Here is a 19145-nt window from a genome sequence, read left to right on the forward strand (position 1 = left end):
TCAAAAAAACATTAGGTTAATTATTTATAATTTGAGATAGTATTATGGATTTTGTTTTTTTAAACTTTCCCATTTTTAGTATTTAATTATCTCATTTCATCTGCTTCTAATTTTTTAGCGGTAGAACAATAGTTATGGGCTTCAATATTTCCTGAAAGATATTTAACGAATTTTCCATCAACATATAATCGATGTCCTAAATGATCTTCAGATACTTTAATATCAAAATCAGCAGATACGTGATGACAAGTGATTCCTCCTTTTATTTCTTTCTGCTCATTTTTAGTTAATACTTTACCAAGGTTGAAAATTGATTTCTTCATAATTCTTTGATTAAAAATTTTGCCTACTCTATTAGCTTTTCGGCTTTCGCTTTAAGTTTAAAAGCCTTTGTGAAGAATCATTATCTTTGGAGTCCAACGTCAAAAGTTTGGTGCTTCACTGGGCTTTTGTTTTTTTGCTCCTACGAAAGTGGGAGCTTATTTTTTATGTTTTTGGGGTTTTGTCCACAAAGAGCTGCATGTGCATCGCGAGACTTTTTATTTTTTCTAACATCTCCACAATGTGGACATGTTCTATCTTCAAGCTCTTGGTTAATAGCTTTTATTTTTTGCTCTTCTGTTGCTGTTTTTTGCTTTATGTCTGCTAAATTTTGGTTTAATTCGGTTAGCTTTTGCTTTTCTGCTGCTGTTTCTTGCTTTAAACTTGCTAAAAGAACCTTGTTATCTGCTACATTTTGCTTTTCTTGAGCTTCTTTGCGTTTTTGTTTTGTTTTTTCTACGAAAACATTATTAAGCCAGAAGCCCAAGTAGGTTACAAAAGCACAAAATGTTAAAAGGTTTGTTATATCGATCCAATTCTTTTGATTTAATAAATCGACTATCACACACAGTATTAAAAAATCAAATGCTGCTATTGAAATACTTACCCATTCAGATTTTTTAGCAACATTAGCTGTGATATTCAGCATTGCTCTTGAAATGAAATACCCAAAAAATAAAGATGGTATTACTCTTAAATATTCGTTTGAAATTAGGTTTTCAAAAAGCTTAAAGAAAAAAGCTGCTTGTTTTATGCCATAAAATATTCCATAACTAATAATTGAATAAGAAAGTGAGTTCATAGAAGTTAACGATTCATGCACCTCAATTTTTTTGTGATTTATTTTATCCATTTTTTTCAGGTGTTTTTTTGTCTAAAGCATTAATAAAACTCTGAATGTTTAACTTTAAAAGATCATTTTCTATTAGCTGAACATTATTCATTAGTACTTTTTTTAATACTATAGCTTCATGAAAAAATATTTTGATTTTTGTATTTGTGAACAGACCATTATTGCGCATTATCAACATTTTTTTTTGGTTGAGAATTTCTAATAATCTAAAACTGATTGAAGTATTAATCTTTTCCTCTACATTCAAAGATTCAAAGATTATTGAACATTTTTCCTCCAAAAACTCACAAGCTTTTAATACTTGATCTGCTTGTAATTCTATAGATAATTTCATGTTAATTTAATTTTATGCTTATTAAAAGTTCTCCAGTAGCGTTATTGTAAAAGTTTATTTTGTTGACTTTCCCCACATAAACAGAATTATTAAAGCGTCTATACATTGTATTAAACAAGTTATTATCTGTTTTTCTATTCTTAGACAGGTAGTTATACCATACAGGATTTATTCTTTTACCTCCGTTTAAAGATGGGAGTTTGAGGTCTCTATATTTATGTTTTAAAAGAATAACCATTTTAATCCTGGAACAATTAGGACAAGATTTTTTCTTTTTAAGTCCACAAGTACATTTTTTGTTGATTTCCATAATTAAGATTGATTAATTGTTTTATTATTTAATACATCTGTTAATGAAAGCAAGTATTCATGTGGCAGATTATCCTGGACGTAATTGAAAAGCTGTTTTTCATCGATTATTCCTAATTGATATTTATTTACTGCTTTAGTTAATTTAGTATGTGGAGTAGCACGTTTTCGTTTTCTTGCGTTTGCTGCGTTTTTTAATCTTGTTTTTTCTATTTCCTTTTCAGCCAGTTTAGCTTGGTGTTTTTTCCAGTGTTTATGTAAGCCGTAAAAACCAATCTCGCTTTTTTTAGTTCTGTTTACATCAAAATAAGCGTAAGGGAATAAGGCTTTTAAGTCTTTTTTGTGACTAAACCATTTTCTTGCAAAGTTTAGTTTCCATCTATATTCTTTTAACTTTTCAATTAAAACTGATTTGTTTTTGATACTAGAAAACAATTGATCTTTTAAGATGTTTATGGTTTTTTTCCATTCTCCTATGTAAACGCTGTGATTTTTCCAAATTTTAGCAGCAGATTTGATAAAATCTTGAATTAATATTTCTCTAAATTCTTCACTTGTCACATGTGCGTATTGAGAAACAGTTTTTAAATAGTCATATCTAAAACCTTTGTAATTGTCAAATTCACTTTTAGCTAAACTTTCTGCTAATACTCGATCATCTATAAGTTTTGATAGGAAGTTTTGGGTTAAGATTGCGTATTTATTTCCGTTTTGTTTCGGTTTCAAAAAAGCGGGCAAAATTTTTCTGACTTCTGCGCGCCCTGGTGAATTAAAATTTCTTATCCCTTTGGTGTAATAGTAGCCGTCCGCAGGACATACATTGTTGCTTTCGTTTTCCTCCAGCATCGAATAACATTTATTGAAATCTGTGCTATTTGCACAGTCTTGTTCTTTTTTTTCTTTTAAATAAGTAATAGTACTATCACTATTATTGTGCAATTTCTTCTCAAAAACATTGGAAAAGCTTTTATTTTCAGGGCTTTGAGATTTAGGTTCTTTTCCATCAAGAATTACTAAAATTTGAGGATTAAAATTTACTTGGATTGGCTTTTTATGGTTTATTCTAACATAGTTTATCAGAATATTAGCTTCTCTAAGTCTTTTTATGTGGTTTTGCGCCGTTTTTTTACATATTTCGATTCTTTGTATATCTTCTATGTTATGTGTGGCTAATTTTCTATGATCTATCTTTAATTGTGGTAGACAATTCTTTTTAACACTTGTTGGCCTATTCATTTCCATTAAGTAAGCGTTTCTTGTTCTCAACTGTGATGTATAGAATCCTACTAATATGTTAAATATCAATTCACTTGGATATTTTACTTTTTGAATGACCTTTTTAGGAATGATACACTCTTTTGTATTTGCATTTTCAACAAGTTTATTATAGTCTCTTACAAACAGATTACAATGTGCTCTTTCAAATTCCTTTTTGCGTTTTTTTTGCGTTTTCGATAATGAAAGATGTTGTGCCACTTTCGTGTGATTATATTTTCTTATTTCTTCGTTTTCTTCATCAGCTTTTTTATTATAAGTATTAACATATAACCTATAATTTTTCATTGTTGTTTTAATAGAGTCACGATCTAAATAAGGATAATTTATATAGGAGTAATATTTGCTAGAGGTTTGAAATTCAGTACCTTTTTTTAATAGTAAAAGACCGTGAGTGTTATTAAATTCCTCTACAGCAAGATTGTATTGAGTGTTGTTTATCCTTTTTCTTTGCGCATTATCTTTAAATAATTTTATTGTATGTTGGGTGATATAATCTAGTTTATTTAGTCTTAAATATTCTTTAACTTTTTGATTATAAATTCCAATTTCGGATAAAGTTTTTGCGTTTTTCTCTGCATTAATTGCGGAAAATTTGTTATATTTGTTCATGGATTTGTTGGTGTTTTGGCATTAACTCATTCCTTTGGTAAAAGTGGTGTAGAGGGCTCAATTTCTTTACCACTTTTTTTGTTTCTAAGAGGCTTGTTTAACTTCTGCATTTTCTATTTGTTTACAATTGTTAGCTATAGTATATAAGAAACCATTTAAAGTTTTCTTCATTTCATCGTAGTTATACTTTTTAGGTATGTTCGGATCTTTAATTGTTCCTAAGTAATCCATGAATTTTTTAAAAATTACTTCTTTACAAGTAATCAGTTTTTTAAAATTACTTGGAGGTGTATGTTCATGATTGGGTTTAACATAAAATACAGCTACATTCTCGGCATAATAAATTGATAAGGGTGATTTTACCGAACAGTTTTGATTTGAATTTTGACCTATTCTCATTTTATTTAATTTTATTGTTATAGTATTTAAGTAAATAAGTTACCAGCCAAGTATTTTGAATCTCAGCTGGTAACAACCAACCAATCTAGTATGAAAAACTACATTTAGGATTACAACTACTTAAACACATATACAAATACATTATGAACTTAATTGAAAACAACTCACAGCTTTTAAAACAATAGGTCAATTTTTTCTAAATGGAAGTGTACACTAAGTACATGCTGTGAGTTGAATAAAGACAAGTATTTATTTACTCATCCCTTTGGTTTTTTCTCGTTTTAAACTATTTAGAATGACCTTTTATTTTTGACAATCGCATTTCAACCTTTCTATTATGATTTTTTACTAAATCATTGTAAAATGAATCTTCACTATATTCATTAGGGAGTTCGATTTTTTTGCGTTTTTTTGTCTTTTTTTGCGTTTCTTTTTTTGGTGATACAACAGATAAAAACAAAGCTCTTTCTGCTTCGGAAAGATTTCCGAAATAATGCATTGTATTTGCTAAGTTTTCTGTTGCTACCACTTTAGTGTAATTTTGGCCTTATATATAGTATATTTACTATATTTGTTTTTACCATTACAAATATACTAAGATGTTAGTATTTATACTATTATATTAGTATATTTTTTGTCTATTATACAAACTTATTAGTATAATTAAAATTTATAAATAGAAATGAAGGAAGTTGCTAATAGGTTAAGATTAGTTATAAATCATATAAAATTCGTAGGAGAATATAAAACTCAGAAATCTATTTCTGAGAAAATTGATTTTGAAGCTACTAATCTATCTGCAGCACTAAATGGTAATAAAAGATACCTAACGGAGAATTTAATAGATAGATTCATAAAAAACTTTCCAGAATTTAATAAGAATTGGATAATTACTGGAAATGGAACAATGATTAAAACAGAAGAGGGTGATCAAACAGGTATTAACCCACTATCTAAATTTACGTCTAGTGAAATATTAAATTATATTATTGAAAACTTTAATGATTTCAAGGATGAAGATAATATTGATAAGGTTTTAGCTTTGTTTTACAATAGCAGAAAAGATTCTAAAATGAATGAGCTTGATGAAAAGCTTAACAAAGTAAATGAAATGATGGATAAACTAGAGAAAAGGCTAGAAAACTAAATTTCTTCACGTTTCATTAAATCATTAAATCTTTCATTTACTTTGTTGTACTTTATATCTAGCTTAGCTTCTTTTACTATAGTTTCAAGTTGTTTTTCAACATTTAAAAACTCTAATTCAATATTTGAAAGTTCAGTTTTTTCTTGAATTTTTATTTCTTTTTTTAGTAAAGACTTAAGAAAGTAAAAACCTTTATAAAATACCCTAAATACTCTAACTTTACTTATCATGTTAGATGAAAATATTATTTTTTTAGAAGTGTAAAATAGAGATATTGTATGTTTTATTTTAATGGTTGGTTTATAACTTTTGCCATTTCGTCAACTCTATCTTCATCACAATTTATCATTGCATGGTAAGATACATTAAATAATTTCTTCTTTAAAGATTTAACCAGACTTTCATTGGCTTTTAATGAAAAGTAAACAACAAAACCTAATGAATAAGATAAGAAAAGAGTTAATCCGAAATAAGTAGCTCTACTAAAATCTTGAAACTCTTGAAAGATCCAAAAATAAGTAAACATATTAGTAGACATAAAAGTAGTAATTAAAAATACTCTAGAATTAAATCTCCATTCAGGTAATCTTTTTCTGTCTTTAAAGGTGTTTACTAGAACCCAGATAGCAAAAATTAAAATACTAGTATTGCTGCCAAATTTCTCCCAGAAGAAATGAAAAGAATCAAACTCGAAGAACTTTTGATCATTAATCACTTTTACATATTTGTTGTATTTTTCTTTTTTAACCTTTAAAGCATTCTGATATTCAGAATATTCAGGAGTGCCAATAGCTAACTTTTTTACTTTAGATAAGGCAATAGTATTTTGTTTCTTAGCTTCATTAAATTCCTTTTGAGCTTCATTATAAGCTTCAGAGAATTTAGGAATAAGAATATATGAATAATACAGTCCTCCAATAAATATAGAGGAAATTAAAACAATAAGAACTCTTTTAATCTTCGTCCATATCGGGAGTGTCAACTCCTCCGCCTTCTGAAGTTCTTGAATCTGATTTGTCGATTGAGTATTGATCTGTTGTAATGACTTGTCCATCTGTTGTTGCTATTTCTTCGTTATTTCCACAAGAAATAAAACTTAATGTTAAAACTAATACTACAACTTTTAATACATTTTTCATAATGGTGTGATTTAATTTAATTTAAACCACTAAATGTACAAATTTTATAGTTTTTTAAGTTTATTTCTAGTTTGAATTAAATCTATGTTTTATCGCTAGAATTACTAGCCCAATTTTTTTCTTTACACCTAACTTTTTACTCATTCTTGAAACTAATGTATTAAAAGAACTCTTAGTAATATTCATTGTTTCACATATGTCTTCTGTTTCTACATTAGAGACTAATAATTTTAAAGCTTTAGATTCTGTAGGTGTAAGAATAGAATCTATTGAAACTCTTGTTTCTTGCTCTAATTGTCTTGCTATAATCGAATCAATAAGAATTTGACTGTAATACTTTTTACCAAGTTTTATTCGGTTTAAAGCTTCTTCTAAGTTTTGACTCAGTTCATCTTTAGTAATGAATCCGTAAGCACCTAGAATAATTGTGTCTTGTACTAAATTGATTTTAGTTGATCCTGAAGTTATCAGAAATTTAGGTTGGTTAACTAAATTAATACTATTCTTAAGAACATCTACTGCAATCATATCTGGAAGCTTCATGTCTAAAAGAACAATATCACAATCATTATTCTCTAACCAATCTAATACTCCTTGCCCCGTTTTGGATGATCCAACAACATCAAAAGAGGAAGTTTTTAATAAAGCTTTCACTCCGTCAATGACTATTTCATGATCGTCGGTAATAAATACTTTCATTTTATTTGTTTTTCCATAATGATTAAAACTAGGAGGTTAAAATCAAATCACGTAGCAAATATAAACACATGAAATTATCTATTTGTAGACAAAACCCTTAGATGGTTATTTTTTTGAAAATATTTTGACATCAGCTAATTATCTTATAAATAAATTTATAATTACTTTAAATAAAAAAAACCACCTAACCGTAGGTGGTTTTTTTTATTTAAAGTAATGAGAATTATTTTTTTATAAAGCGTTTATATGTTTTACTTTTTTCTGTTTTGACTACTAATAAATACATACCATGCGATAGGTTAGAAACATCTATTTCGTCTGAGTTATTATATAAACCTATTTCTTTACCTAAGGAATTATACAATTTAATACTATTGATATTGATATCTGACTGAATTTTTAATTTATTCTTGGCTGGATTAGGGTATATAGTAATGTTTGTTTTTAAGTAATCTTCTATATTGGCAGTTGCTTGGCAATCAGTGTTGAAACTGGTATTACTGTCTTTTCTCCAAGTATTGGGAGGCGTGAAGTTTTCATCAATTTGAATACAGTTTAAATTAGAATTATTTGTAGAACTAAAAGATCTAATTAGGGTATTATTTCCATTGGATAAGTTTAAAGTGGTTAATTCATTGAAATCACATAGAACTACTTCCAGTTCATTGTTTTTTGAAAGATCAAGAGATGCTATATTATTATCTCTACAATTTATTACTGATAGTTTTATGTTTTTATCTAAAATTAAATTTGTTAAAAAATTATTTTTAATGTTAATGGCTAAGAGGTCTGTGTTATTTTCTAAATTAAGATCTCTTAGTTCATTACGTTCCAAGTCTATTGTTATTAAATTTTTGTTGTTACTTAAGTTGATATTTCTAATTGAATTATTATTACAGAATAATCTTTGTAGAGAAGTGTTAGAACTTATATCTATGCTATTTAAATTGTTGTTATTACAAGCCAAAATTGTGATGTTTGGAAAAGCTTCTATGCCTGTTAAGTCACTTATTGATTTGTCAGAGACATCAATAGTTCCTCTAAAATTATTAGCTTCTATACATTGTATTTCTCCATCTTGATTAGTGTCTATTAGAGGAGATGTTTGATTTATCAATACGCTTTTAAAATTAAGATCAGGGAATACTACAATATCTGAACATTGGCTATTGATAGTGAGCCTTAGAGCCAATAGTAAAATCGTAAAATAAATTTTTTTGTTCATTTTTTAAGTTTTTTTTGTTGTTTGTTATTTTTTGCAAACATAATAAAAAATAATGCGCGGAAATTTATTTTATTTACTTGTTTATCAGTGTTTTATTTTTTTTTGATAAAGATGATGGCAAGACTCTATAAAAATATAGAATAATATACTTAGTTAATTTTTACGACTCATGATATTTCTTAACTTTATATTAACTTAATAAAAAAAGATCAAGTTTGAATTACTTAAAAAATATAAAATGAAAAATGTATTGATATAGTTCACAAGATTTTGAAAATTTAACAGAGGATACTACTTTTTACTTTAAAAAATTATTGTATAGGAGTATTACATGAAGAGTGAATTAATTACTGAAGTTTTTTCTATTTTTTTTTAAAAAACTACCAAGATTTCTAATATACAAAGAGGTTATTTCTTATTTTTTTTTTATTTATTTTTGCACCCGTTAATGAACCTATAAATAAATTAATAATTAAAATTTTAATTATTCAAAGCGTTGTTTTTTAGAGGTTTATAATATGGGTTAGTGTTAGTTTTAAACTTAGGATCTAGTGCCGCAAGGCGTGGGGGTTCGACTCCCTTCACCCGTACAAGTAGAAAACGCGAATAAGACTACAGAATAGTAAGCTTGTTATGCGTTTTTTTTTATTTGTTTATAGTTTAGTATATTAGAAATCAAAATAGTAATAGTTGGGGGAAGTTAAAAACATACTATTTTTTTTGTTGTTTATATTAGTGCTAGGAGGATGTAGTAATTCTAAGACTCAAGAAAAATATACAATAGGATTTTCACAGTTTTCTTCAAGTGAAAATTGGAAAGAAGCAGTTGTGCAATCAATGCATATTGAAACTGGTTTTCATAATAACATCATTCTTAATATTTCTGATTCAAAAGCAGATGTTGACAAACAAATTTCTGATATTGAAAACTTCATTGAGGATAATGTAGATGTGATTATCGTATCTCCAATTGCTCCTAAACCCTTAAAGCCAATAATCAAGAAAGCTGTAAAAAATAAAATTCCAGTAATTATTTTAGACAGAGAAATAAGTATTTACGATTCTTTTATCGGAGTTAATAATTATGAGGTTGGAGTAAATGCGGCTAAATATCTCCAATCTTTAAAGAAAAAGTTAAAAGTTGTAGAGATTAAAGGTTGGGCTGGTACAACACCTACTAAACATATTAGTTTAGGATTTAGAAAAATTATTAAAGAATCTGAAAGTATAGAGCTAGTTGGATCTATTCAGGATAGTTATGATGGTTCTGGAATACTAGAAAACTTAGAAGAATTACTTAACAAATCAGAGCAAATTGATTATGTTTTTGCCCACTCTGATGATTTAGCACTAAAAGCGTATGAAGTGTTTAAATCATCTAAACACAAGCATGTAAAGTTTATTGGTGTAGGAGGTCTTAATTCTGAAAACGAAGGATTAGATTTAGTTAAAAAAGAAATTTTTGAAGCAACAGTTTTATGTCCAACTGGAGGTAAAGAAGCGATCCAAGCTGCAGTTAGTTTTATTAAAGGAGAAGAAGTTAATTCTGAAATTTTATTACCATCTGTTGTTGTAGATGCAACAAATGTTGATTTGTTAAGTAGACAATTGGCTTTAATTCAGGCTCATGAATTTGATATCGAAAAACAACAACAGCGAATAGATGATCAAGTTAAATTATATAATTCTCAACGAGATTTTTTAATTGCTACATTAATTTTCTTAGGTATTATCATAATTTTATTGATCATAACCTTAAGAGCAAAAAGGAAGTTAATCAAACAAAAAAGGTTACTAGTTAAACTGATCGATCAAATAGATAGTCAGAAAAAAGAAATAGAGAAAATCGCTGAAGATTTAAGGGTAACCCATGAAACAACCAATAACTTTTTTATGGGAGTTTCTCATGATTTTAAAACACCAATATCACTAATTTTATCTTCTACAGAATCATTAATAGGTTCAGAAACTCAACAGAAATCAAATGAGTTTAATTTAATTTATAATAACTCGAGAAGATTGCTGCGAATGATTAATCAATTGCTTGATTTTAGAAGGGTAGAAAGTAGAAGTTTCAAATTAAAAGCATCTAAAACTAATATAGAATCTTTTGTAACATCAATATTTTCAGATTTTAATAGTGAAGCGAATAAAAAGCAAATAGACTTCTCTTTAAAATCAAAGATTAAAGATTCAGATGTTTTTATAGATCGTGATTTATTCGACAATATTTTGTTTAACTTATTATCTAACGCTTTCAAGTTTACTCCTATTGGAGGAAAAATAATAGTGAGTATTGAAGAAACGCTGAATAAAGTTTTTATCTCGATAAAAGATACAGGGATTGGTATTCCTAGCTCAGAAAATGAAAAAATATTTAATCAGTTTTATCAAGGAACGAATAATCAGAAAACAAGTTCAGGTATAGGTTTATTTTTAACCAAAGAGTATGTTAAGTTACATAATGGAGATATTCGCGTAATATCTGAAAAAAATAAAGGAGCTGAGTTTATTATTTCTATTCCTAAAGGAAAAACACATTTAAAAGAAGAAGAAATAATTAATGCTAATATCAAAGAAATTTCTATTCCTCAAAAGCAACTTATAGAGAGGAAAAGTTTCGAGTTCAAAAAATCAAAGAAAGAAAAAGAAAGATTATTGGTAATTGAAGATAATAATGATTTAAGAGAGTTCTTAAAAAATAAATTGTCAGAGTTTTATGAAGTTCATGATTCGGATGGGATAAATGTAAAAGATAAGATATTAGAAACTATTCCAGATGTAATTATCAGTGATGTTAATTTGCCTGAAATAAGTGGTTTTGAAATTTGTGAAATGATTAAGAAAGATGAAAGAACTTCTCATATTCCCGTCTTAATTTTAACAGCATTAAAAACTGATGAAGCACATTTAATCGGGCTTAAATCTGGAGTGGATATGTTTTTAACTAAACCATTTAATCTGTCAGTTTTATTTCAGTCAGTTGAAACATTGTTGTATAATCGAAAGAAACTTCAAAAGTATTTTAAAGAAACTACTAAAAATTTAAAAGAAGAAAAGTTAAAAGAACATAAAAAGAAAATAAAAGATAAAGAATCAGATTTTATTAATAAAATTGATGAATTAATAGATTCTAATATTGATGATTCTTCTTTTACTGTGGAAGTCTTAGCAGAGGAGTTAAATATTTCTAGAGTACAGTTATATAGGAAAATAAAAGCTTTATTGGGTATTACAATAAGTGATTATATTCAAAATATTAGGTTAGAGAAAGGAAAAGAAATGCTTCTTACAGATGAAACTTTAAGTATCGCAGATATCGCCTATTCAGTAGGTTTTTCTTCTCCGAATTACTTTTCAACTGCTTTTAAAGCTAAATATGGAGATACTCCAAAGAAGTATAAAAAAGGTAAAACAGGCTAAGTTAATTAGCGTTTGTTGTTGTAACAATTTTGAAATAAAAACACCTAAATAATTGTTTTTCAGTGATTTGATTTTGTTTTTTGTTGTTGTAACATTTTTGAAGATAGTAAAAGTAAAAGAAACTTAACTTTGTAAGTGTAATCGAATATTTGTGATTTCTTTCGGGAAAGAACCAGTAAAAGAATTGGGGGATTATTTTACACTTCATCCAAATAAAGATTATGAAATTCAAGCGCGATTTATATCGCGCTTTTTTATTTTATAAATGTTGATTATTTGCTGATTTAAAAGAAAATGATTTATTTTATCCAAAATTGTTAAAGAAAAAAATATGCTAGTTAAAGTCTTTGGATCAGCTCTCTTTGGAGTTGATGCCACCACTATTATTGTTGAAGTAAATGTAGATAAGGGAATAGGTTATCATTTAGTAGGATTACCAGACAATGCTATAAAAGAAAGTAACTATAGAATTGCAGCTGCTTTACAAAACATAGGATATAAAATACCAGGAAAGAAAATCACAATTAATATGGCGCCAGCAGATCTTAGAAAAGAAGGATCAGCTTATGATTTAACTCTAGCCATAGGAATTTTAGCTGCGTCTAATCAGATTAAAGCGAATAAGATAAAAGAGTATCTTATTATGGGAGAGTTATCTTTAGATGGAAGTTTACAACCTATTAAAGGAGCTTTACCAATTGCTATAAAAGCAAAAGAAGAAGGTTTTAAAGGTTTTATTTTGCCTGAACAAAATGCACGAGAAGCTGCTGTTGTTGATGGATTAAATGTTTATGGAGTAAAAAACATTAAAGAAGTAATTGGTTTTTTTGATAAAGAAGATCAGCTAACGCAAACTGTAATTGATATAGAAAAGGAGTATAATAATCAATTAGAAAACCCTGAGTTTGATTTTGCAGATGTAAAAGGTCAAGAAAGTATCAAACGTTGTATGGAAATAGCTGCGGCAGGAGGGCATAATATTATTTTAATAGGTCCGCCAGGTTCTGGGAAAACAATGCTTAGTAAACGACTTTCTTCAATTCTTCCTCCGATGACTTTAGATGAAGCTTTAGAAACTACTAAGATTCATTCTGTAGTCGGTAAAGTAGCTAATTCTGGTTTAATGCTAGAGCGCCCTTTTCGAAATCCTCATCATACAATTTCAGATGTTGCTCTGGTTGGCGGAGGTTCTTATCCGCAACCTGGGGAAATATCTTTATCACATAATGGTGTACTTTTTTTAGATGAATTGCCAGAGTTTAAAAGAAGTGTTTTAGAAGTAATGAGACAACCGCTTGAAGATCGTGAAGTAACAATTTCAAGAGCTAGATTTACAGTAACTTATCCGTCATCTTTTATGTTAGTTGCAAGTATGAACCCAAGTCCGGGAGGATATTTTAATGATTCTGATAATGCAATGCATTCTTCACCTCTTGAAATGCAGCGATACCTAAGTAAAATATCCGGACCTTTATTAGATCGTATTGACTTACACATTGAAGTAAACCCTGTACCTTTCGAAAAACTTTCAGATACTCAAAAAGGAGAATCTTCACTTGTTATAAGAGAGAGAGTCACAGCAGCTAGAGCTATCCAAACAAAGAGATTTCAATCTTTAGAAAATGTACATTATAATGCTCAAATGAATACAAAACAAATACGAGAGTATTGCAAATTGAATGAAAGTTCAAAAGCTTTATTAAAAACAGCTATGGAACAATTAAACTTATCTGCCAGAGCTTATGATAGAATTTTAAAAGTAGCTAGAACAATTGCGGATTTAGATAATTCTGTAGATGTAGTTGAAAATCATATCGCTGAAGCTATTCAATATAGAAGTCTAGATAGAGAAGGATGGTTAGGTTAAAATTCTAATGAATTAATAATTCTCATTTACTATTTTTGCTCAATGTTTTTAAGAGCTGAACATACTTTTTTTCTAGAAAATGTTAAAGATTTCAAGAAAAGATTATTGCAATGGGGACAAACGCACGAAACCGTCGTTTTTTTAGATAGTAATAATTATGAACAACAATACTCAAGTTTTGATTGTGTATTGGCTGTAGAAGAATTTACATCTATTAAAACTGATTATTTTAATGCTTTTGAGAAATTAAAAGAATACCAATCTTACAGTAAAGATTATTTGTTTGGTTATTTGTCGTACGATGTTAAGAATGATGTAGAAAGATTGTCTTCAGGTAATTATGATGGTTTAACTTTTCCAGACATTTATTTCTTTCAACCTCAAAAGATTATTTCAATAAAAGGAAATGAGGCTAAGTTTTTATATTTAAATGCTTTTGACGATGAAATTGAAGATGATTTTGAAAGTATTTTGGGAGGGAATTTATCGGTGAAGTCGAATCAGTTAAAAGATGAAAAATCATCAGTAAAAATTAAACTTAGAATTCATAAAGATGAATATTTTTCGAAGTTAGATCAGGTATTAAAACATATTCATAGAGGAGATATTTATGAAGCAAATTTTTGTCAAGAGTTTTATGCTGAAAATGTAGACATTGATCCATATTCGATTTACAAGAATTTGAATACGATTTCCGAGCCACCTTTTGCAACATTTTTTAAACATGAAGAATTGTTTTTATTGTCGGCTTCTCCTGAGCGTTATTTGAGAAAAGAAGGAAGTAAAATTATTTCTCAACCTATAAAAGGAACAGCAAAAAGAATGGTGAATGCTATCGAAGATGATAAAATAGCTTTCGATTTGGCTAGAGATGAAAAAGAACGATCGGAAAATATCATGATTGTCGATTTGGTTAGAAATGATTTATCACGATTAGCTAAAAAAGGTTCTGTGAAAGTAGAAGAACTTTGTAAAGTATATCCTTTTAAACAAGTTCATCAATTAATATCGACTGTTGTTTCAGAAATTAATGAAGATGTTCATCCTGTAGATGTGATTAGAGAAACTTTTCCAATGGGAAGTATGACAGGTGCACCCAAAATTTCAGCAATGGAAATTATAGAAAAGTTAGAAGAGACAAAAAGAGGTTTGTATTCCGGAGCTTTTGGGTATTTTACTCCAGAAGGTGATTTTGATTTTAATGTAGTGATCCGTAGTATTTTATATAATTCTGATAAAAAATATGTATCTTATTCCGTAGGAGGAGCTATTACAGCGAAGTCAGTACCAGAAAAAGAATATGAAGAATGTCTGTTAAAGGCAAAAGCAATGAAACAAGTATTAACTCAAAATACCAACAGTAATTAAGAATGCATAGTACAATTCAATTTAAGCACAACGAAACCGAGTTTTTTGGTCAATACTGGAAACCTCAGAGTTATAAAGCATCAGTTATTATACTTCACGGATTAGGTGAACACTCGGGAAGGTTTTCTCATGTTGCGGAAGAATTGATAAAGCATGATTTTGCTGTTATTGCTTTCGATCATTACGGTCATGGTAAAACAAAAGGGAAGAGAGGTCATAATCCAGGATATAATGCAGTTATGAATAGTATTACTGCATTTATAAAAAAGACAGAAGAGGTTTTAGGAGAGTTTCCGATGTTTCTTTACGGCCATTCAATGGGGGGAAATGCAGTTTTAAACTATATGATTTCATCTACAAATAATATTAAAGGAGTTATTGCTACAAGTCCGTTTTTGAAATTGGCTTTTGAACCTCCAAAATGGAAGTTGTCAATAGGTAAAATAATTCAAAAGATTGCTCCATTTTTAACTTTAGATAATGAAGTAGATCCTAATTTTATTTCTAGAATTCCTAAAGAAGTAAAAAAATATCAAGATGATCCGTTAGTTCATTCTAGAGTAAGTCCAAATTTTTCTTTGGTTTTTATAGAGAAAGGGGCTTATGCGATTGAAAATGCTTCCAAATTAAATAAACCAGCATTATTACTTCACGGTAAAGATGATAAATTAATTAGTTATTTAGGAAGCGAGGATTTTGCCAAAAATAACCCAAGCGTAACATTGAAATTGTATAATGAAGGTTATCACGAATTACATAATGATTTATGTAAAGATCAAGTAATTCAGGATATTATAACTTGGCTAAAAACTCAAGCGTAATTTATTCAAATTTAGTGTTACAAGATTTTAAACTTCATATAGAGGATAATTTTCCTTTTTTAAAAGAAACCCCTTTTTTAATTGCAGTTTCTGGAGGGATAGATAGTGTTGTTTTATGTCATTTGTTTCATGATTTAAAGTGCAATTTTGCTATAGCCCATTGTAACTTTAAATTAAGAAGGGAGGCAAGTGATAGAGATGAAGATTTTGTAAAGGCACTAGGAAAGAAACTACAAGTAGAAGTTTTAACAACATCTTTTGAAACTGAAAAATATGCTAAAGAGGAAAAGTTATCAATTCAAATTGCAGCAAGGGAACTTCGTTATAATTGGTTTAAAAAAATAATTGAAGAAAGAAATTTTTCTCACGTATTGACAGCTCATCATTCAGATGACAACTTAGAAACTTTTTTTATAAACTTAACTAGAGGTTCTGGACTTGATGGGCTTATTGGTATTCCAAAACGAAATGAAAATATAGCAAGACCTTTATTAAAATTTTCTAGACAAGAAATAGAAAAATATGCATTATTGAAAAAAATAGAGTGGAGAGAAGATGCTAGTAATGCAGAACAAAAATATTTAAGAAATAAGATTCGTCATAAGTTAATTCCTATCTTAAAAGAGATAGATCCAAACATTTTAAATAGTTTTGAGAGAGTATCGCAAAATTTATCAGAAAGTAAGAAGATAATTGACGATAAAGTAAGTGAAATTTCTGAAAAAATACTTGAAATTGATGGAGATTTGATAAAAATAAGCGTTTCTGAAGTGTTAAAATTATCAAATCCTAAAGTTTATTTATACCAGTTGTTGAAAGAATATAATTTCACAGAATGGAATAATGTTAAGGACTTGTTAAAATCTCAAACAGGAAAAATTGTTACCTCTAAAACCCATGAATTACTTAGAGATAGAGATTTTTTATTGTTAAATAAACGCAATTTAAATGGGAGTTTAAAAATGCAGCAGGAAATAGGAATAGGCACATTTAAAATAGACGATAAAACAACGATAATTATTGAAAAATCCCTGAAAAATGAAGCAACAGGGAAAAATTCTATTTTAGTTAACAAAAATTTAGTAACTTTCCCGATGATAATAAGGAAATGGGAAGTTGGAGATTTTTTCTACCCGATAGGCATGAAAGGGAAGAAAAAAATCAGTAAGTTTTTTAAGGATGAAAAGTTATCTAAGTTCGAAAAAGAAAGTACTTGGTTGCTTTGTACTCAAAAAAATGAAATCATTTGGATTGTTGGTAAAAGACAAGACAGAAGATTTGCTGCTTCAGTTTCTACAAAGGATGTATTAAAAATAAGTAAATAAAATAACCCCAATGACAATGAAAAGAGTTTTTACCCTATTTTTATTTATTCTAGGTTTTTCGTTCGCCTCTTTTGCGCAGGATGATCCTCTAGAAGTAGAAACCTCTGTTAAAAAAATCTCAGATACTGAGTACGATTTAATTTTCACTATTTTTATTGAAGATGATTGGCACCTTTATTCACAGTACAATCCAAAGGATGCTTCTTTACCTATGACAATTAAACCGTCTGTAGGTGATGAAGGTTATACTTTGGTAGGTAAAGCTGTTGAAAGTGAGACAATAACAGAGTATAGCGAAATATGGGGAGTAGATGAAATCTTCTTTGCAGAAGAAGCTACTCTTACACAACGTATAAAATTAGATGATCCAGGTTTAACCCAGGTATCATTAAATATAGATGCACAGGTTTGTAAAGAATTCTGTTTACCTTATGATAACGATTTTACGTTTTCATTAAATGGAGGCGAAATTGTTGAAACTGTTGCTACTGTTGATGAAAATAGTAAAGCATTAACTAACTCTTTAAGCTTAGATTTAAAAAATAAAGAGTTATTAAATACAAATGTTTCTAATGGTGCTACTGATGGTGAAAAAGGAAATTTATTAAATATTTTCTTATTAGGTTTTCTAGGAGGTTTAATTGCCTTTTTAACTCCTTGTGTATTCCCATTAATTCCATTAACAGTATCTTTCTTTACAAAACAATCTGAGAAAAAAGCAAAGGGAGTTACGAATTCAATTTTATATGGTTTCTTTATTGTTGCAATTTATGTGGCTTTAAGTTTACCTTTCCACTTTGCTGATAACTTAGATCCTGAGATTTTAAATACAATATCTACTAATATGTGGTTAAACATATTTTTCTTTATTGTATTAGTTTTCTTCGCAGGTTCATTCTTCGGGTTTTATTCAATTACATTACCAAGTTCATGGGGTAATAAAACTGATAGTGCTTCTGGTATAGGAGGTATTATTGGTATTTTCTTTATGGCTGTAACTTTAGCAATTGTATCTTTCTCTTGTACTGGTCCAATTCTAGGTTCTTTATTAGCAGGTTCTTTAACTTCAGATGGAAGTCCGATGCAGTTAACAGCTGGTATGGGAGGTTTCGGTTTAGCATTAGCTTTACCATTTGCATTTTTTGCTCTTTTCCCTAAATTGTTAAGTGCTTTGCCAAAATCTGGATTCTGGATGAAAGCAATTACTGTAATGTTAGGTTTTATTGAATTAGCATTAGCATTCAAATTCTTATCAAATGCAGATTTAGTTGGACAATGGAATTTCTTAAAAAGAGAAATATTTATAGGAATTTGGATTTTAATTACTGTATTAGCAGCATTATTTATGTTTGGAGTAATTAAATTCCCTGGAGGTGAAAAAGTAAGAAGAGTTTCTGGTTTACGCATTGTTTTAGGTTTAGCTGTTTTAGGTTTCGCTGTTTACATGGGACCTGGTGTGACACAAAAGCCAGTATGGAATCAAAACTTATTAAGTGGTTTTGCACCACCTCAATTCTATAGTGTATACGAGCAACAAGATAATAAGTGTCCTTTAGCATTAAATTGTTTTAAAGATTTTGATGAAGGAATGGCTTATGCAAAGTCTGTAAATAAACCAGTTTTATTAGACTTTACAGGTTGGGCTTGTGTTAACTGTCGTAAGATGGAAGAAAATGTATGGAGTGAGAGTAACATCTATAACACATTAAAAGATGATTACGTATTAATTTCTTTATATGTTGATGATAATGAAAACCCGCTTCCAGCAGATCAACAATTTGATTTTGTGAAGCCTAATGGAAAAATTAAAAAGATTAGAACATATGGTGAAAAATGGGCTACTTTACAAACTGTAAACTTTAAAAATGCATCTCAGCCTTTTTATGTACAGTTAAGTCCAGATATGGAAGTATTAAATACACCACAACAGTATACAGATAAATTAAGTTATTATAACTGGTTAAAAACTGGTTTAAAGAAATTTAAAGAGTAACATCTTTAATATATCCGAGTAAACAAAAAAGGATT

Annotated in this window: 18 protein-coding genes; 7 read left to right on the forward strand and 11 right to left on the reverse strand. The window is 28.5% G+C overall.

Features of this window, described 5'->3' with window-relative positions:
• Positions 1-86: 86 nt before the first annotated feature.
• From Q1A46_RS01580 to Q1A46_RS01605, 6 genes are all read right to left on the reverse strand, one after another.
• Positions 87-323 carry a hypothetical protein gene (locus Q1A46_RS01580; RefSeq protein WP_299673298.1) on the reverse strand — a complete coding sequence of 79 codons (237 nt, stop codon included), beginning with the start codon at positions 321-323 and terminating at the stop codon, positions 87-89.
• Positions 324-463: 140 nt separating this feature from the next.
• Positions 464-1174, reverse strand: a complete 711-nt coding sequence (locus tag Q1A46_RS01585) for a hypothetical protein (protein WP_299673300.1) — start codon at positions 1172-1174, stop codon at positions 464-466.
• Positions 1167-1508, reverse strand: a complete 342-nt coding sequence (locus Q1A46_RS01590; RefSeq protein WP_299673301.1) for a hypothetical protein — start codon at positions 1506-1508, stop codon at positions 1167-1169. The genes Q1A46_RS01585 and Q1A46_RS01590 overlap by 8 nt, the downstream gene beginning before the upstream one ends.
• 312 nt (positions 1509-1820) lie before the next feature.
• A complete protein-coding gene (locus tag Q1A46_RS01595) occupies positions 1821-3704 on the reverse strand; it encodes a hypothetical protein (protein WP_299673302.1) in 1884 nt (627 codons plus the stop codon).
• Between the two features lie 84 nt (positions 3705-3788).
• Positions 3789-4103 (reverse strand): hypothetical protein, encoded by a 315-nt coding sequence (locus Q1A46_RS01600; RefSeq protein ID WP_299673304.1) that lies wholly within the window; start codon positions 4101-4103, stop codon positions 3789-3791.
• A 286-nt stretch (positions 4104-4389) separates the two neighbouring features.
• The gene (locus tag Q1A46_RS01605; RefSeq protein ID WP_299673306.1) at positions 4390-4632 is read right to left on the reverse strand and encodes a hypothetical protein; all 243 of its coding nucleotides are present in this window, start codon (positions 4630-4632) and stop codon (positions 4390-4392) included.
• A 153-nt stretch (positions 4633-4785) separates the two neighbouring features.
• Between Q1A46_RS01605 and Q1A46_RS01610 the strand changes: the two genes are divergently transcribed.
• On the forward strand, positions 4786-5250 hold the full coding sequence (locus tag Q1A46_RS01610) for a hypothetical protein (RefSeq protein ID WP_299673308.1): 465 nt from the start codon (positions 4786-4788) through the stop codon (positions 5248-5250).
• On the opposite strand, the gene Q1A46_RS01615 is transcribed toward Q1A46_RS01610, so the two are convergent.
• From Q1A46_RS01615 to Q1A46_RS01635, 5 genes are all read right to left on the reverse strand, one after another.
• The gene (locus Q1A46_RS01615) at positions 5247-5480 is read right to left on the reverse strand and encodes a hypothetical protein (protein ID WP_299673310.1); all 234 of its coding nucleotides are present in this window, start codon (positions 5478-5480) and stop codon (positions 5247-5249) included. The two genes, Q1A46_RS01610 and Q1A46_RS01615, sit on opposite strands and share 4 nt — an antisense overlap.
• Positions 5481-5533: 53 nt before the next feature.
• Positions 5534-6232 (reverse strand): hypothetical protein, encoded by a 699-nt coding sequence (locus Q1A46_RS01620; protein ID WP_299673312.1) that lies wholly within the window; start codon positions 6230-6232, stop codon positions 5534-5536.
• Entirely contained in the window at positions 6204-6389 is a 186-nt protein-coding gene (locus tag Q1A46_RS01625; protein WP_299673314.1) for a hypothetical protein, read from the reverse strand. The genes Q1A46_RS01620 and Q1A46_RS01625 overlap by 29 nt, the downstream gene beginning before the upstream one ends.
• Positions 6390-6455: 66 nt before the next feature.
• Complete coding sequence (locus Q1A46_RS01630) at positions 6456-7088, reverse strand: response regulator transcription factor (RefSeq protein ID WP_299673316.1); 633 nt, start codon at positions 7086-7088, stop codon at positions 6456-6458.
• A 223-nt stretch (positions 7089-7311) separates the two neighbouring features.
• Positions 7312-8313 carry a T9SS type A sorting domain-containing protein gene (locus Q1A46_RS01635; RefSeq protein WP_299673318.1) on the reverse strand — a complete coding sequence of 334 codons (1002 nt, stop codon included), beginning with the start codon at positions 8311-8313 and terminating at the stop codon, positions 7312-7314.
• A gap of 720 nt (positions 8314-9033) precedes the next feature.
• On the opposite strand from Q1A46_RS01635, the gene Q1A46_RS01640 reads away from it, so the two are divergent.
• The 6 genes from Q1A46_RS01640 (at position 9034) to Q1A46_RS01665 (ending at position 19110) form a co-directional block, all read left to right on the forward strand.
• Positions 9034-11736 (forward strand): substrate-binding domain-containing protein, encoded by a 2703-nt coding sequence (locus Q1A46_RS01640; protein WP_299673320.1) that lies wholly within the window; start codon positions 9034-9036, stop codon positions 11734-11736.
• Between the two features lie 331 nt (positions 11737-12067).
• Entirely contained in the window at positions 12068-13603 is a 1536-nt protein-coding gene (locus Q1A46_RS01645; RefSeq protein ID WP_299673322.1) for a YifB family Mg chelatase-like AAA ATPase, read from the forward strand.
• 42 nt (positions 13604-13645) lie between these two features.
• Complete coding sequence (pabB, locus tag Q1A46_RS01650) at positions 13646-14971, forward strand: aminodeoxychorismate synthase component I (RefSeq protein ID WP_299673324.1); 1326 nt, start codon at positions 13646-13648, stop codon at positions 14969-14971.
• A gap of 2 nt (positions 14972-14973) precedes the next feature.
• Positions 14974-15792, forward strand: a complete 819-nt coding sequence (locus Q1A46_RS01655; RefSeq protein ID WP_299673326.1) for an alpha/beta hydrolase — start codon at positions 14974-14976, stop codon at positions 15790-15792.
• Positions 15793-15806: 14 nt separating this feature from the next.
• Entirely contained in the window at positions 15807-17117 is a 1311-nt protein-coding gene (tilS, locus tag Q1A46_RS01660; protein WP_299673328.1) for a tRNA lysidine(34) synthetase TilS, read from the forward strand.
• Between the two features lie 16 nt (positions 17118-17133).
• Positions 17134-19110 (forward strand): cytochrome c biogenesis protein CcdA, encoded by a 1977-nt coding sequence (locus tag Q1A46_RS01665; RefSeq protein WP_299673330.1) that lies wholly within the window; start codon positions 17134-17136, stop codon positions 19108-19110.
• The last annotated feature ends 35 nt before the right edge of the window (positions 19111-19145 follow it).

The sequence above is a fragment of the uncultured Tenacibaculum sp. genome, assembly GCF_947502995.1.
Lineage (GTDB): Bacteria > Bacteroidota > Bacteroidia > Flavobacteriales > Flavobacteriaceae > Polaribacter.

Excerpts from the sequence above, each read along its gene's own strand:
- Q1A46_RS01655 (WP_299673326.1), top strand. The coding sequence starts at position 14,974 with ATGCATAGTACAATTCAATTTAAGCACAACGAAACCGAGTTTTTTGGT.
- Q1A46_RS01615 (WP_299673310.1), bottom strand. The coding sequence starts at position 5,480 with ATGATAAGTAAAGTTAGAGTATTTAGGGTATTTTATAAAGGTTTTTAC.
- Q1A46_RS01595 (WP_299673302.1), bottom strand. The coding sequence starts at position 3,704 with ATGAACAAATATAACAAATTTTCCGCAATTAATGCAGAGAAAAACGCA.
- pabB (WP_299673324.1), top strand. The coding sequence starts at position 13,646 with ATGTTTTTAAGAGCTGAACATACTTTTTTTCTAGAAAATGTTAAAGAT.
- Q1A46_RS01585 (WP_299673300.1), bottom strand. The coding sequence starts at position 1,174 with ATGGATAAAATAAATCACAAAAAAATTGAGGTGCATGAATCGTTAACT.
- Q1A46_RS01665 (WP_299673330.1), top strand. The coding sequence starts at position 17,134 with ATGAAAAGAGTTTTTACCCTATTTTTATTTATTCTAGGTTTTTCGTTC.
- Q1A46_RS01600 (WP_299673304.1), bottom strand. The coding sequence starts at position 4,103 with ATGAGAATAGGTCAAAATTCAAATCAAAACTGTTCGGTAAAATCACCC.
- Q1A46_RS01625 (WP_299673314.1), bottom strand. The coding sequence starts at position 6,389 with ATGAAAAATGTATTAAAAGTTGTAGTATTAGTTTTAACATTAAGTTTT.
- Q1A46_RS01645 (WP_299673322.1), top strand. The coding sequence starts at position 12,068 with ATGCTAGTTAAAGTCTTTGGATCAGCTCTCTTTGGAGTTGATGCCACC.
- Q1A46_RS01580 (WP_299673298.1), bottom strand. The coding sequence starts at position 323 with ATGAAGAAATCAATTTTCAACCTTGGTAAAGTATTAACTAAAAATGAG.
- Q1A46_RS01630 (WP_299673316.1), bottom strand. The coding sequence starts at position 7,088 with ATGAAAGTATTTATTACCGACGATCATGAAATAGTCATTGACGGAGTG.
- Q1A46_RS01635 (WP_299673318.1), bottom strand. The coding sequence starts at position 8,313 with ATGAACAAAAAAATTTATTTTACGATTTTACTATTGGCTCTAAGGCTC.
- Q1A46_RS01590 (WP_299673301.1), bottom strand. The coding sequence starts at position 1,508 with ATGAAATTATCTATAGAATTACAAGCAGATCAAGTATTAAAAGCTTGT.
- Q1A46_RS01610 (WP_299673308.1), top strand. The coding sequence starts at position 4,786 with ATGAAGGAAGTTGCTAATAGGTTAAGATTAGTTATAAATCATATAAAA.